General features: G+C 74.3%; 10 protein-coding genes. 6 read left to right on the top strand and 4 right to left on the bottom strand.

Going from position 1 to position 13091, the window contains the following annotated elements; translation table 11 throughout:
* Positions 1 to 117: 117 nt before the first annotated feature.
* Both ABZ321_RS13985 and ABZ321_RS13980 read left to right on the top strand, forming a co-directional pair.
* Positions 118 to 1278 carry an acyl-CoA dehydrogenase family protein gene (locus ABZ321_RS13985; protein ID WP_354891164.1) on the top strand — a complete coding sequence of 387 codons (1161 nt, stop codon included), beginning with the start codon at positions 118 to 120 and terminating at the stop codon, positions 1276 to 1278.
* Between the two features lie 9 nt (positions 1279 to 1287).
* A complete protein-coding gene (locus tag ABZ321_RS13980; RefSeq protein WP_354891141.1) occupies positions 1288 to 2136 on the top strand; it encodes a sugar phosphate isomerase/epimerase family protein in 849 nt (282 codons plus the stop codon).
* A 24-nt stretch (positions 2137 to 2160) separates the two neighbouring features.
* On the opposite strand, the gene ABZ321_RS13975 is transcribed toward ABZ321_RS13980, so the two are convergent.
* The 4 genes from ABZ321_RS13975 to ABZ321_RS13960 all read right to left on the bottom strand — a co-directional run bounded on the left by ABZ321_RS13975 (position 2161) and on the right by ABZ321_RS13960 (position 6587).
* Positions 2161 to 3240, bottom strand: a complete 1080-nt coding sequence (locus ABZ321_RS13975) for a CaiB/BaiF CoA-transferase family protein (protein ID WP_354891163.1) — start codon at positions 3238 to 3240, stop codon at positions 2161 to 2163.
* 8 nt (positions 3241 to 3248) lie between these two features.
* Positions 3249 to 4094: a MaoC family dehydratase N-terminal domain-containing protein gene (locus ABZ321_RS13970; protein WP_354891140.1), complete on the bottom strand. Its 846-nt coding sequence runs from the start codon at positions 4092 to 4094 to the stop codon at positions 3249 to 3251.
* 66 nt (positions 4095 to 4160) lie between these two features.
* The gene (locus ABZ321_RS13965) at positions 4161 to 5789 is read right to left on the bottom strand and encodes an AMP-binding protein (RefSeq protein WP_344502072.1); all 1629 of its coding nucleotides are present in this window, start codon (positions 5787 to 5789) and stop codon (positions 4161 to 4163) included.
* Between the two features lie 45 nt (positions 5790 to 5834).
* The gene (locus tag ABZ321_RS13960; protein ID WP_344502071.1) at positions 5835 to 6587 is read right to left on the bottom strand and encodes a glucose 1-dehydrogenase; all 753 of its coding nucleotides are present in this window, start codon (positions 6585 to 6587) and stop codon (positions 5835 to 5837) included.
* A gap of 182 nt (positions 6588 to 6769) precedes the next feature.
* On the opposite strand from ABZ321_RS13960, the gene ABZ321_RS13955 reads away from it, so the two are divergent.
* Genes ABZ321_RS13955 through ABZ321_RS13940 form a run of 4 tightly spaced genes read left to right on the top strand, consistent with a single transcriptional unit; the run spans position 6770 to position 13027 of the window.
* Positions 6770 to 7954 carry a CoA transferase gene (locus ABZ321_RS13955; RefSeq protein ID WP_344502070.1) on the top strand — a complete coding sequence of 395 codons (1185 nt, stop codon included), beginning with the start codon at positions 6770 to 6772 and terminating at the stop codon, positions 7952 to 7954.
* Positions 7951 to 8952: an NADPH:quinone oxidoreductase family protein gene (locus ABZ321_RS13950; RefSeq protein WP_354891139.1), complete on the top strand. Its 1002-nt coding sequence runs from the start codon at positions 7951 to 7953 to the stop codon at positions 8950 to 8952. Before ABZ321_RS13955 ends, ABZ321_RS13950 begins: the two co-directional genes overlap by 4 nt.
* 26 nt (positions 8953 to 8978) lie before the next feature.
* A complete protein-coding gene (locus ABZ321_RS13945; protein WP_354891138.1) occupies positions 8979 to 11078 on the top strand; it encodes an acetate--CoA ligase family protein in 2100 nt (699 codons plus the stop codon).
* Positions 11078 to 13027, top strand: coding sequence for an FAD-dependent oxidoreductase (locus tag ABZ321_RS13940; RefSeq protein WP_354891137.1), 1950 nt, complete (start codon positions 11078 to 11080; stop codon positions 13025 to 13027). Before ABZ321_RS13945 ends, ABZ321_RS13940 begins: the two co-directional genes overlap by 1 nt.
* Positions 13028 to 13091 lie beyond the last annotated feature (64 nt).

Below are 13091 nucleotides of genomic sequence, written 5' to 3'. Positions count from 1 at the left end.
GTCGGCTGGGCTCCCCACATCGTCCCGCGCCCGGGCGTTCCCAAGGCGTCGACCGGACGGTATGCTACGTATCATAATCATGAATTGCCAAGTTGGGGAGGTCGCCACGTGGTCGACATGTTGAGCGCCGAAGCCGAGCGGGACATCCGCGAGGGCGTGCGGGCGGTCCTGAAGGACTTCCCGGACGAGTACTGGATGCGCAAGGACACCGACCACGAGTTCGCCTGGGACTTCTACCACGCGATGGCGAAGGCGGGCTGGCTCGGCATCTGCACCCCGGCCGAGTACGGCGGCGGCGGCGCCGGCGTGCAGGAGGCGGCGCTGCTCATCGAGGAGGTAGCCGGCAACGGCGGCGGCCTCAACGCGGCGACGATGGTCCAGGTGGCGCTCTTCGGGCTGGAGCCGGTCGTCAAGTACGGCAGCGACGCGCAGCGGCAGCGCTTCCTTCCCGCGGCGGCGGCCGGCGAGCTGCAGGTCTGCTTCGGGGTCACCGAGCCCGACGCCGGCACCGACACGACGAGCATCACGACGTTCGCCAAGAAGGTCGACGGCGGCTACCTGGTGAACGGCCGCAAGATCTTCATCTCCCGCGCGGAGCAGGCCGACCGCGTGCTGCTCATCACCCGTACCACGCCCAAGAAGGACGTCGAGAAGTCGACGCAGGGCATGACGCTCTTCCTCGCGCCGATGGACCGCGCGCACATCGACGTCCAGCCCATCCCGAAGCTTGGGCGCAACGTCGTGTCCACGAACACGCTCTTCATCGACGACCTGTTCGTGCCCGAGGAGGACCGCATCGGCGAGGAGGGCCAGGGCTTCAAGTACCTGCTGGCCGGCCTCAACGCCGAGCGCATCATCGTCGCCTCGGTCTGCCTCGGCATCGGCCGCGCCGCGCTGCGCCGCGCGGTGGAGTACACGAAGCAGCGGGTGGTGTTCGGCCGCCCCATCGGGATGAACCAGGGCGTGCAGTTCCCCCTCGCCGACTCGCTCGCCAAGCTCGACGCGGCCGAGCTGCTGATCCGCAAGGCCGCCTGGCTCTACGACAACGGGCTGCCGTGCGCCAAGGAGGCGAACGAGGCCAAGTACCTCACGTCGGAGTGGGCCTTCGAGGCCGCCGACCGGGCCATCCAGGTGCACGGCGGATACGGCTACACGAAGGAGTACCACGTCGAGCGCTACTGGCGGGACGTCCGCATCGAGCGGATCGCGCCGATCGCCAACGAGCTCGTGCTCGCCTACCTGGGCGAAAAGGTGCTCGGCCTGCCCAGGTCGTACTGAGGAGGCGGCGTGCTACGGGAGATCTATCTCTGCGCCTCGATGGTGAACGAGGCGTCCTTCGACGAGCGCCTGGCGGCGGCCTCCGCCGCCGGGTATCACGGCATCGGGCTGCGTCCGGCCCACGTCAAGGAGGACCGCGCCGCGGGCCGCACCGACGCCGACCTGCGGGCCCGGCTGGACGAGCACGGCCTCGAGGTGATCGAGGTCGGCTTCGCGGCCGACTGGTGGGCCGACGGCGAGCAGGGCGCCCGGGCGGTGGCGCACGAGCGGGCACTCTACGAGCTGGCCGAGGCCGTCGGCGCCCGGCACGTCCTGTTCATCACCGGCGCAGTCGACCTGCCCCCCGAACAGGCCCTTGAGATGCTCGCCGAAAGGTTCGCGGCGGTCTGCGACCGGGCCGCCGGGCACGGGCTGAAGGTCGCCCTGGAGTGCCTGCCGTGGACCGGCGTCCCGGACCTCGGCCTCGGCTGGGACCTGGTGCGACAGGCCGGCCGCGGCAACGGCGGCATCGTGCTCGACACCTGGCACCTGCGGCGGGGCGGCACCACCGAGGACATGCTGCGGGCGATCCCGCCCGAGCGGATCCTCACGATCCAGATCAGCGACGGCCGGCACGAGGTCGTCGGCGGCCACCTCGACGACACCTTCCAGCGCCGCGAGCTGCCCGGTGAGGGCGAGTTCGACCTCGCCGGCCTGATGCGCCTGGTCGAGTCGCTGGGCGTCACGGCACCGGTCGGCGTCGAGGTCCTCAGCGACCGGATGCGCGCGCTGCCGGTGCCCGAACGCGCCCGGCTCGGCCTCGAGGCCACCCGCGCCGTGCTCGCCGCCGCCCGCGACGGCGGCAGCGCCGCGCACTGAAGCCGCCGCCCGGCGCCCTTCCTGTCAGGGGCGCCAGGCGGCGACGACGGTGCCGAGATCGGTGGGCGCTGTGTCCCGGGCGGTGCCACGCGGGGCGGCAGGGGTGCGGGCGAAGCGGGGCGACGGAGCCGGCTGGACGACACCGTCGACGGTGACGAACGCGTCGCGGGCCCGGGCCTGCGGGTGGGCGGCGGCCTCGGCGAAGGACAGCACGGGCGAGACGCAGGCGTCGCGGCCCGCGAAGATCTCGACCCACTCGTCGCGGGTGCGCGAGGCGACGCGGCCGGCGATCCGGGCGCGCAGGGCCGGCCACGTGGTCCGGTCGTGCTGGTCGCCCTCGGCGGCCAGGCCCAGCCCGTCGAGCAGGGCCGCGAAGAACTGCGGCTCGATCGCCGCCACCGCCAGGTAGCGGTCGTCGCCGCAGCGGTACACGTCGTAGAACGGCGCGCCGCCGTCGAGGAGGTTGGACCGGCGCTCGTCGGCCCAGGTGCCGGCGCCGCGCATGGCCCACACCTTCGCGGCGACGACACCGACGCCGTCGACCATCGCGACGTCGACGACCTGCCCCCGGCCCGACACCGCGCGCTCGACAAGGGCGGCGAGGACGCCGGTGAGCAGGAACATCGACCCGCCGGCGTAGTCGCCGAGCACGGCCAGCGGCACCGGCGGCGCCGCACCGGGCTCGCCGAGCGCGCCGAGCACGCCGGTCAGGGCCAGGTAGTTGAGGTCGTGACCGGCGGCGTCCGCGAGCGGGCCGGCGCGGCCCCAGCCGGTGACCCGGCCGTAGACGATGCGGGGGTTCGCCGCCGTCACCGGCTCCGGGCCGAGCCCGAGGCGCTCCATGACGCCCGGGCGGAAGCCTTCGAGCACGACGTCGGCGGCGGCCAGCAGCTCCATGACCGCGTCGCGGTCGCCGTCGGACTTGAGGTCGGCGACGACGTGCGTGCGCCCCCGCAGGACCGGGTCGAACGCGCCCGCGAGCGGCGACATGGCGCCGCCGGGGCGGTCGACGCGGACGACGTCGGCGCCGAGGTCGGCGAGCATCATCGCGGCGTGCGGGACCGGCCCGAGCGCGGCCATCTCCACGACGCGGACGCCGCGCAGCGGCCCGCTCAGGACGCGCCCCGCTCGGCGACGGCGGTCAGGTGCACCGACCCGTCCGGCCGCGTGACCGTCACGCTGAGGGTCGGGCCGTCCTCGCCGACCACGTAGGAGAGGACGTCGCCCGGCCAGGCCGTCGACTGGAACCGGATCCGCAGGCGGCGGACGGCGGCCGTCCCGGCCCGCTCGGCGATCCGGTTCGCCGCGACGCCGGCGGCGAGCATCCCGACCGCGAAGGGCCCCGGGTAGCCGGCGGCCCGGGCGAAGCCCGGGTCGTGGTGGATCGGGTTGAAGTCGCCCGACGCGCCCTGGTAGCGGACGAAGTCGGTCACGGTGAGCGGCGGCTCGTCGCCCGCGACGGGGGCGGCGGCCGGCGCCGCGGCGGCCGGGCCGGCGGTCGACTCCACGGTGATCGTCACCGTCCGCATGTCGGCGGCCGGCTCCGCCTCACCGGCGCGCCAGAACCGGGTCACGACGTCCGTGAACCGCATCATGCCGCCGCGCCGACCCGCCTTCTCGTAGGTCCGCTCGATGAACTGCCGGGCGGTCAGCACGTCGCCGGCGCGCAGCGGGCCGGCGTGGAAGACGTACTCCTGCTCCCCGTGCAGCACGGAGCGGAAGTCGCGCTCCACGCCGTGCCAAGCGCTGTTCTCCGGGGCCATCCACAGCTGCGACGCCGTGAGGAAGGTCAGCGGCGCGAGCGGGTCCTCCGGCCGCAGGTGCTCCTCGCACCGCGACCGGGTCGCCCGGGCGAACTCGTGGACCTTGCCCTCCTCCACCACGAACCGGAACGGGGCGCCGGCCGCCACCGGGTCCTGATCCGTCAGCCGGCCGGAAGAGTTCGACTGGCTCGACATGTCCACCTCCGTTGTGGCCGATCGATGTAGCAGGAGGGCCGCCCGCCGAGCGGCCCTCCTGGTCGCTCAGGCGAGAGCGTCGTACGTGTCCGGGGTGACCCCGGCCTGGCGCAGCACGTTCTTCTGGACCTTCTCCGACGGGGTCCGGGGCAGCGCGTCCACGACCCGGATGAAGCGGGGCACCGCGAACGCCGGCATCCGGCGGGAGGCGAACTCGCGGATCTCGGCGGGGTCGGCCGCGCCGGTGACGACGACGCAGGCGAGCACCTCGTCCTCGCCGGCCTCGACCGGTGCCGGGACCGCGACCACCGCGCACTCGACCACGCCCGGGTGGGCGAGGATCGCCTGCTCCACCTCGTAGCTGGAGATGTTCTCGCCGCGGCGGCGCAGGGCGTCCTTGTACCGGTCGACGAAGTAGTACCACCCGTCCTCGTCGCGCCGCAGCGCGTCACCCGAGTGGAACCACAGGTTGCGCCATGCCTCGACGGTCTTCTCCGGCATGCCGTAGTAGCCGGAGCTGAGGGTCCACGGGTACTTCGACCGCACGACCATCTCGCCGACCTCGCCGACCGGCACCTCCTCGTCGGTCTCCGGGTCGACGAGCTGGATCTCGAACCAGTCCGAGACGAGCAGCCCCGCGGCGCCCGGCGGGCGCTCCACCCCGTACGGCGAGAGGATCGGCATCGACGTCTCGGTGAGGCCGAACACCTCCACGAACGCCTCGACGCCGAACCGCTTGCGGAAGCCGTCGAGGATGCTGCTCGCGGTCGGGGCCGCGAAGATGCACCGCAGCGCGTTGTCGGCGTCGTCCGGCCGCTCCGGCTGCTTCCAGACGAAGTCCATCATGACGCCGAGGAAGTTGGTCACCGTCACGCCGCTCTCGCGCACCCAGTCGATCCACCGGCTGGCGCTGAACTTGCGACGCAGCACGAACCGGGCGCCGGCGACGAGCGCCGGGTAGGCGGCGAGCCACTGCGCGTTGCCGTGGAACAGCGGCGTCGTCACCATGTACACGTCGTCGGCGGTCAGCCGGGTCAGCGCGACGTTCTCGCACGCGTCGAAGTAGAACTGCGAGTGCGGCATCGCGACGCCCTTCGACGGGCCCGTCGTGCCCGACGTGAAGAAGATGGCGCCGAGCTCGCGGCCGCGCGGCACGGGAAGCGTGACGTCGCGGCGCTCCAGGAGGTCGTCGAAGGGGTCCGCCTGCCAGCCGGCGCCGCGCAGGGTGGCCAGCGCCTCGTCCAGGTGGCCGGTGTCGATGACCCAGTAGCGCGTGATGCCCGCGCAGGCGTCGGCGACGTCGACGAAGCGCTGGGCGAACACGTCGTCGATGACCGCGCAGCGCGGGTCGCTCGTGCGCACCTGGTGGGCGAGGAAGTCGTACTCGTACGCCGTGTTGATCGGCACCTCGACGAGCCCGCCGACCATCGACCCGAACCAGGTGAAGACCAGCTTGGAGGAGTTGCCCGCCTGGATGAGCACCCGGTCGCCGACGACGAGCCCCGCGTCGAGCATCGTCGAGGCGACACTCTCACTGATGTCGAGCACCTGGGCGTACGTCCAGGTGCGCCCTTCCTCGGGTGCGTCGAGGTAGACGGCGTCCGGCCGCTCGGCCGCCTGGCCTCGCAGCACGTTGGCAAGTGTCCAGTCGCCCGGATCCTTGATCGGGATCGTCAGGTCGGTGTAGGTGAGCACGCGTCCTCCCTCGTGCGGTTGGGGTGTGGAGGGCCAGGCCCTGTGCTACGGCTGGCCGCCGTCGACGGCCAGCAGTGCGCCGGTGGTGTAGCTGGCGGCGTCGGAGGCGAGGTAGAGGGCCGCGCCGACGATCTCGTGCGGCTCGCCGCCCCGCTTCGCGGCGAACGTCTCCGCCCGCCGCGCGAAGGCCTCCATGTCCCACGACCGGCTGATGTCGGTGAGGAACGTGCCGGCGACGATCGCGTTGACCCGCACGGACGGGCCGAAGGCGTGCGCGAACCCGGTGGTCAGCGCGTTCAGCGCGGCCTTCGCGGCGGCGTACGGCAGCAGCCCGGGGCGGGGACGGGTGGCGGCCGCGCTGGAGATGTTGATGACGCTGCCGCCGCGACCGGCGGCCATCCGGGTGCCGACCAGCGCGGTGAGCCGGAACGGGCCCTTGAGGTTGACGTCGAGGACCTTGTCCATCAGCGCCTCGGTGACGTTCTCGACGCCGTCGTAGAGCGGCGACATGCCCGCGTTGTTCACCAGCACGTCGACCTGGCCGAACTCCTCGTAGACCCGGTCGACGAACGGCTCCAGGTCGTCCCACCGGCCGACGTGCACGCCGAGCCCGAGCGCCCGGCGGCCGGTCCGCGCGGAGAGGTCCGCCGCGTAGTCGGCGCACGCCTGGCCGTCGCGGCTGGCGATGACGACGTCGGCGCCGGCGGCGGCGAACGCCTCGACCATCGCCCGCCCGAGACCGCGGCTGCCGCCCGTGACGACGACGACCCGCCCGGTGAGATCGAACTGCTGGTGCATGGTGGACCACCCTCCGTCAGCGGGACACGTATCCGCCGTCGACGGACAGGGCATGACCGGCGACGCCGTCGCGCTGGCTCCTTCGGCGCCACGGGGGCTCGCCCCCGGGTCGATCTATGTATATCATGCGCCTAGTAATTCAGTGAAGGAGCGTGGTCAGGTTGACAGGACCCCTGGCAGGAGTGACGGTTGTCGAGCTCGGGTCGATGTACGCGGCGCCCACCGCGGGCCGCATGCTCCGCGACTTCGGCGCCGACGTCATCAAGGTCGAGGACCCGACGGCCGGGGACTTCGCGCGGCAATGGCAGCCGGCGCACCTCGGCCAGTCGATCGGCTTCGCGCGGCTCAACTCCGGCAAGCGCTCGGTCGGCGTCGACCTGCGCGCCCCCGAGGGGCGGGAGGTCGTCAAGCGGCTGGTCGCGCACGCCGACGTGCTCATCGAGAACTTCCGCCCGGGCCGGATGGAGGCGTGGGGGCTGGGCTTCGCCGCCCTCCGCGAGATCAACCCGCGGCTCGTGATGTGCCGGGTCAGCGGCTACGGGCAGGACGGCCCGAACCGCGAGCGACCCGGCTTCGGCACGGTGGCGGAGGTCATCGCCGGATACGCGTTCCTCAACGGCTGGCCGGAGACCCCGCCCACCGCCCCGCCGTTCGGCTTCGCCGACTCCATCGCCGGCATCTCCGCCGCCTACGGCACGGCGATGGCGCTGTACCGCCGCGGCATCACCGGCGAGGGCTCCGAGGTCGACATCGCGCTCTACGAACCGCTCATGTTCATGCTCGGCGACGCGGTCCTGCACTACACCGCGTCCGGCGAGATCATGCGCCGGCAGGGCAACTCCTCGGGCGCGGCCTCGCCGCGCGGCATCTACCAGGCGGGCGACGGCGGCTGGCTGGCCATCGCCGCGTCGAACCAGACGATCGCGATGCGCCTGTTCGACGCGATGGGCCGCGCCGACCTCAAGACCGACCCGCGCTACGCGACGAACACCGCGCGGATGACCAACAACGAGAGCCTGCAGAAGATCGTCACGGCGTGGATCCAGGAGCACGGCCGGGACGAGGTGCTGGCGATCCTCGAACGGCACGAGGTCGTCGCGGCGGCGGTCAACGACGCCAGCGACATCGCCGGCGACCCGCACTTCCGCGAGCGCACCCTGCGGCCGCTCACCGGCACCGTCCTCGGCGACGTGGTCGTGCCGGGGCCGATCCTGCACATCGACGGCTACGACGGCCCGGCGTACGCCGGCGTCCCGGGGGTGGGCGAGCACACCCGCGAGGTGCTCCTCGACCGCCTCGGCATGAGCGAGGAGGAGCTGGGGCTGCTGCAGGCCGCGGGCGTCGTGTCGGCACCCGCCGCCGCATGAGCTCCGGGGACCCCGGCGTGCACAGCGTGCGCGCCGTGCGGGTGACCCGCCTCGACGGGCCCGCGGCCCTCGAGGTCGCCACCGTGCCCGCGCCGGTCCGCCCGGAGGGGCACTACCTCGTCGACGTGCACGCGGTCGGCCTCGCCTTCCCCGACCTGCTGCTCAGCCGCGGGCGCTACCAGCTCAAGCCCGACCTGCCGTTCACGCTGGGGGTCGACTTCGCCGGCGTCGTGCGCGAGGCCCCGTCCGGCGCCGGGATCGCCCCCGGCGGCCGGGTCGCCGGCTGGCTGCCCGTCGGCGCCGCCGCCGAGGCCGTCGCGGCGCCGGCGACGCACGTCTTCCACCTGCCGGACGCCACGTCGTTCGCCGAGGGCGCCTGCCTGCCCCTCAACTACCTCACCGCCCACTACGCGCTCGTCGTGCGCGGCGAGGTCCGGGCCGGGACCCGGGTGCTCGTGCACGGTGCGGCGGGCGGCGTCGGGACGGCGACGGTCCAGGTGGCCAAGTGGCTGGGCGCCGAGGTCGTCGCCGTGGTGTCCAGCCCCGGCCGGGCCGGGACGGCCCGCCGCGCGGGCGCCGACCACGTGGTCGAGGCGTCCGACTTCCTGCGCCAGACCCGCGACGTCACCGGCGGCGCCGGCGTCGACGTGGTCGTCGACACCGTCGGCGGCGACGAGCTCGCGCTCGACTCGGTGCGCTGCCTGGCCCCGCTCGGGCGGCTGCTCGTGCTCGGCTTCGCGTCCGGCTCCATCGGCGCGTTGCGGCTCAACCGCCTGCTGCTCGCCAACGTCGACGTGCGCGGGGTCGCGTGGGGGCCGTACACCCGCCTGCACCCCGAGTTCCCGGCGGCCCAGTGGGCCGCGCTGACCCCCGGCCTCGCCGACGGGTCCCTGCGCCCGCAGATCCACGCCACCTACCCGCTCGACCGGGCGGTTCAGGCCCTCCTCGACATCGAGGAGCGCCGGGCCGCCGGCAAGGTCGTGCTGCTCACCCGCTGACCACCCACACCCCTCCGGAGGACGCCGTGACCGCCGATACCGTCGCTACTGCGAGCCGGCCCGCGCTCGACCTCGCCGGGCTGCTCGCCCCGCGTTCCATCGCCGTCGTCGGCGCCTCACCGGGGGTCGACCGGCACCCGGGCCGGGCGATCGCCAACCTGCTGCGCACCGGCTACCCCGGGCGGATCGTCCCGGTGAACCCGAAGTACCGGGAGGTGCTGGGGCTGCCGTGCGTCCCGTCGATCGCCGACGCCGGGCCGGTCGACACCGCGTACGTGCTCGTCGGCGCCGACCGCGTGCTCGACGTCACCCGGCAGTGCGCGGCGGCCGGCGTCGCGCACGTCGTCGTCTGCACGTCCGGCTTCGCCGAGGAGGGCGCGGCCGGCCGGGCGGCGCAGGCCGAGCTGAGCCGGATCGCCCGGTCGACCGGCACCCGGATCGTCGGCCCGAACTGCATCGGCGTGCTCAGCCCCGTCGACGGCGTCATCGCGACGCCGACCCTCAACATCGCCCAGCACCTGCTCCCCGGCTCGGTGACCGTGGTCAGCCAGAGCGGCGGGATGGGCGTCAACGTCGTCAACCTCGCCACGGCCCGGGGCCTCGGGACCCGCGCCCTGATCAGCGTCGGCAACGAGTGCGACGTCGACGTCGCCGACCTCGTCACGGCGCTGGCAGGCGACCCGCACACGTCGGTGATCGCGCTCTTCCTCGAACAGGTGCGGCGGGCGGACGCGTTCGTCGCCGCCGTCCGCGCCGCGCGCGACGCCGGCAAGCACCTCGTGGCCCTCAAGGTCGGCGCGAGCGACGCGGCGGCGCGCTCGTCGCTCGGGCACACCGGCGCGATGACCGGCTCGCACGACGTCTTCCGGACCGTCATGGCCGAGGAGGACGTCCACGTCGTCGACTCCCTCGAAGCGCTCGTCGACGTCGCCGACCTGCTGTCCCGCGGTGTGCTCCCGCGCGGCGACCGCCTGCTCGTCGTGTCCCCCTCCGGCGGCGAGTGCAGCTACGCCGCCGACCGGGCGGAGGCGGCCGGGCTGTCGGTGCCGCCGCTGGACGCCGAACGCGCCGACCAGCTGCGCCGGCTCATGCGCTTCGGCACGCCCGGCAACCCGCTCGACCTCACCGGCGCCGTCATCGGCGACCCGGCGCTGCTGCGGCGGATGCTCGACGAGGCGACCGCCGGCGACGCGTTCGACGCGGTCCTCGTCGCGCTGCCCACCTGGAGCGCGCACGACGCCGAGCGCCTGCTGCCGGTGATCCTCGACGCGGCCGCGGCGACCCGCGTGCCGACCGTCGTCTCCAGCTGGTCGGCGGGTGCGATGACGGCCACCGTCGAGCGGCTGCTGCAGACGTCGCGGGTGCCGACGTTCACCGACACGGACGCCGCCCTGCGCGCCCTCGGCGTCGTCGCGCGCCCGCGGCGGCCCCGCCGTCCCGCGCCGCAGCCGGTCGGCACCGCACCGCCGCCGGCCTGGGCGGGGAGCGCGCCGACGGAGGACGCCGCCAAACGCTTCCTCGCCGGGCACGGCGTCGCCGTCGCCCGCGAGGTGCTCGTCGCCCCGGGCGGCGACGTGCTCGGCGCGGCCGCCGGGCTGCGCCGGCCGCTCGTCGCGAAGCAGCTCTGCGTCGGGATCGAGCACAAGAGCGACCTCGGGCTCGTGGCCGTCGGCCTGCGCACGGACGACGAGGTGCGCGCGGCCGTCGAGAGCTTCGCCGCGGCCGTCGACACGCACCACCTCCAGCCGCACGGCATCCTGCTCGCGGAGCAGGCGACCGGGGCCGAGGTCATCGTCGGCGGGGTGCGCGACCCCGACTTCGGCCCGATGGTGCTCGTCGGGGCCGGCGGGGTGCTCACCGAGGTGTTCAGCGACCGGGTGCTGGCCCGCTGCCCGGTGACCGCCGACGAGGCGCAGGCCATGCTGCGCGGGCTGCGGATCTGGCCGGTGCTCGACGGCTACCGCGGCGCCCGGCACGACGTCGCCGCCCTCGCCGAGCTGATCTCCCGCGTGTCACACCTGCTCGCCGGCGGCGACTGGATCGCCGCCCTCGACCTCAACCCCGTCATCGTCGGCGCCACCGGCGCCGTCGCCGTCGACGCCGCCGTGCACGTCCGGGAGGTCTGATGGACCTGTTCACACCGATCCGCATCGGCGCGCTCACCGCGCGGAGCCGGGTCGTCATGCCGCCGCACTCCTCGGCGATCGGGAACCTCTGGGGCACCGAGGCGGAGGCCGGGCAGGCGATCGCGTACCTCGCCGAGCGGGCGCGGGCGGGCATCGCCTGGTCGACGATCCCGGGGCGGATCAGCAACGTCCTCGCGCCCGGGTTCGAGCCGTCCGGCATCAGCGCCGTCGTGCACGGGGCGTTCCGCGGCGCGAACTACGTCGAGCGGGTGCGCCGGTACAGCGCGGCGATGCACGAGGCGGGCGCGCTGGCCGCCACGCAGCTGACGATGAACGGCGGCTACCCGCACGCCCCGTCGGACCGGTTCGCAACGCCGGTGAACTTCCTCGCCCCGCACGCGATCACGGTGGACGAGCTCGCGCTGCTGCTGGACGAGTACGAGTTCTCGGCCGGGACCGCCCGGCAGGCCGGCATCGACGTGCTCGAGCTGCACATGAACCACGAGGACCTGACCCAGCAGTTCCTCTCCCCCAGCACCAACGACCGCACGGACCACTACGGCGGCTCCCTGGAGAACCGCATGCGCCTGCCGATCGAGGTGCTGGAGCGCGCCCGCGCGGCGTTCGGCCGCGACGGCGCGCTCGGCGTGCGGATGAACCTGGCGGTGCCCGGGTCCTACGAGCTGGACGAGGGCGTCGAGATCGCCCGCCGCATCGAGGCGACCGGCCTGGTCGACTACTTCCACATGGTCTACGGCTCGACCTGGGGCCACCCGAGCTACATCCAGCCCCACTTCTACGAGCCCGGCACCTGGTCGGGCCTCGCCCGGCGGTACCGGGAGGCGCTGTCGGTGCCGGTCGTCTACACGGGGCTGGTCAACAGCCCCCGACTGGCCGCCGAGATCGTCGCGCGGGGCGACGCCGACCTCGTCGGGATGGCCCGGGCCCACGTCGCCGACCCGCAACTGCTGGTCAAGGCGCGGGCCGGCGAGCACCAGTCGATCCGCCCGTGCGTCGGCGGCAACGACTGCATCAACCGGCGCTACGTCGACGGCCTGCCGTTCGGCTGCGCCGTCAACCCGCACACCGCCCGCGAGGTCGACGGTCCGTGGCCGGGCGGCGCACGCGTCGACCGGCCGGTGCTCGTCGTCGGCGGCGGACCGGCCGGAATGGAGCTGGCTGCCCTCGCCGCCGAGGCCGGCGCCGCGGTGACGCTGGTCGAGCGGGCCGACGCGCTCGGCGGGCAGCTGCGCACGGCGGCGCTCGCCCCGTCGTTCGGACGGCTCGGCGAGTACCTCGACTGGCAGGAGCGCCGCCTCGGCTCGCTCGGCGTCCAGGTGCGTCTCGGCACGGCCTTCGGCGCGGCGGACCTCGCCGCGGCGGACCCCGGGGCGGCCCTGGTCGTGGCCACGGGCGCGCGGGAACGCGTGCCCGACCTGCCGGGCGTGCACCTCCCCCACGTCGTCGGCGGCCGGGCGGCCCTGCGCGGCGCACCGGTGGGCCGGCGGGTCGCCGTCGTCGTGCAGGACGACCATCTGGCGCCGCTCGCCGTCGCCGAGGCCCTCGCGCACCGCGGCTGCGAGGTGACCCTGCTCTACTCCACGCACGTGCCCGCCCAGCTCCTCGGCCGCTACATCGTCGGCTCGGTGCTCGGCCGGCTCGACTCGCTCGGCGTCCAGGTGCGGATCATGGAGGAGGTCGTGGCGATCGGGGACGGGGTGGTGCACGTGCGCCACACGTACTCGGGACGCGCCCACGAGCTGACCGGGTTCGACACCGTCGTGCTCGCGTGCGGCGGGACCTCCGAGGCCGGCCTGTACGCGCTGGCGCGCGAGCAGGGCCGGGCCGACGTGCACGTGCTCGGTGACGCCTACGCGCCGCGCCGGCTCGTCTTCGCCACCCGGCAGGCCCTCGTCATCGCCCGGCTGCTCGCCGGCCTGGACCGCTGAGCGTCTCGGCCCGGCCCGGGACGGCGAGGCCCCCGAAACGCGAGCGTTTCGGGGGCCTCGCCGG

The organism is Dactylosporangium sp. NPDC006015, from assembly GCF_040614215.1.
In the GTDB taxonomy this organism is placed as follows: domain Bacteria; phylum Actinomycetota; class Actinomycetes; order Mycobacteriales; family Micromonosporaceae; genus Dactylosporangium; species Dactylosporangium maewongense.
Note: the sequence above shows the minus strand (reverse complement) of the source record. Positions and strands in the feature narration are given on the sequence as shown.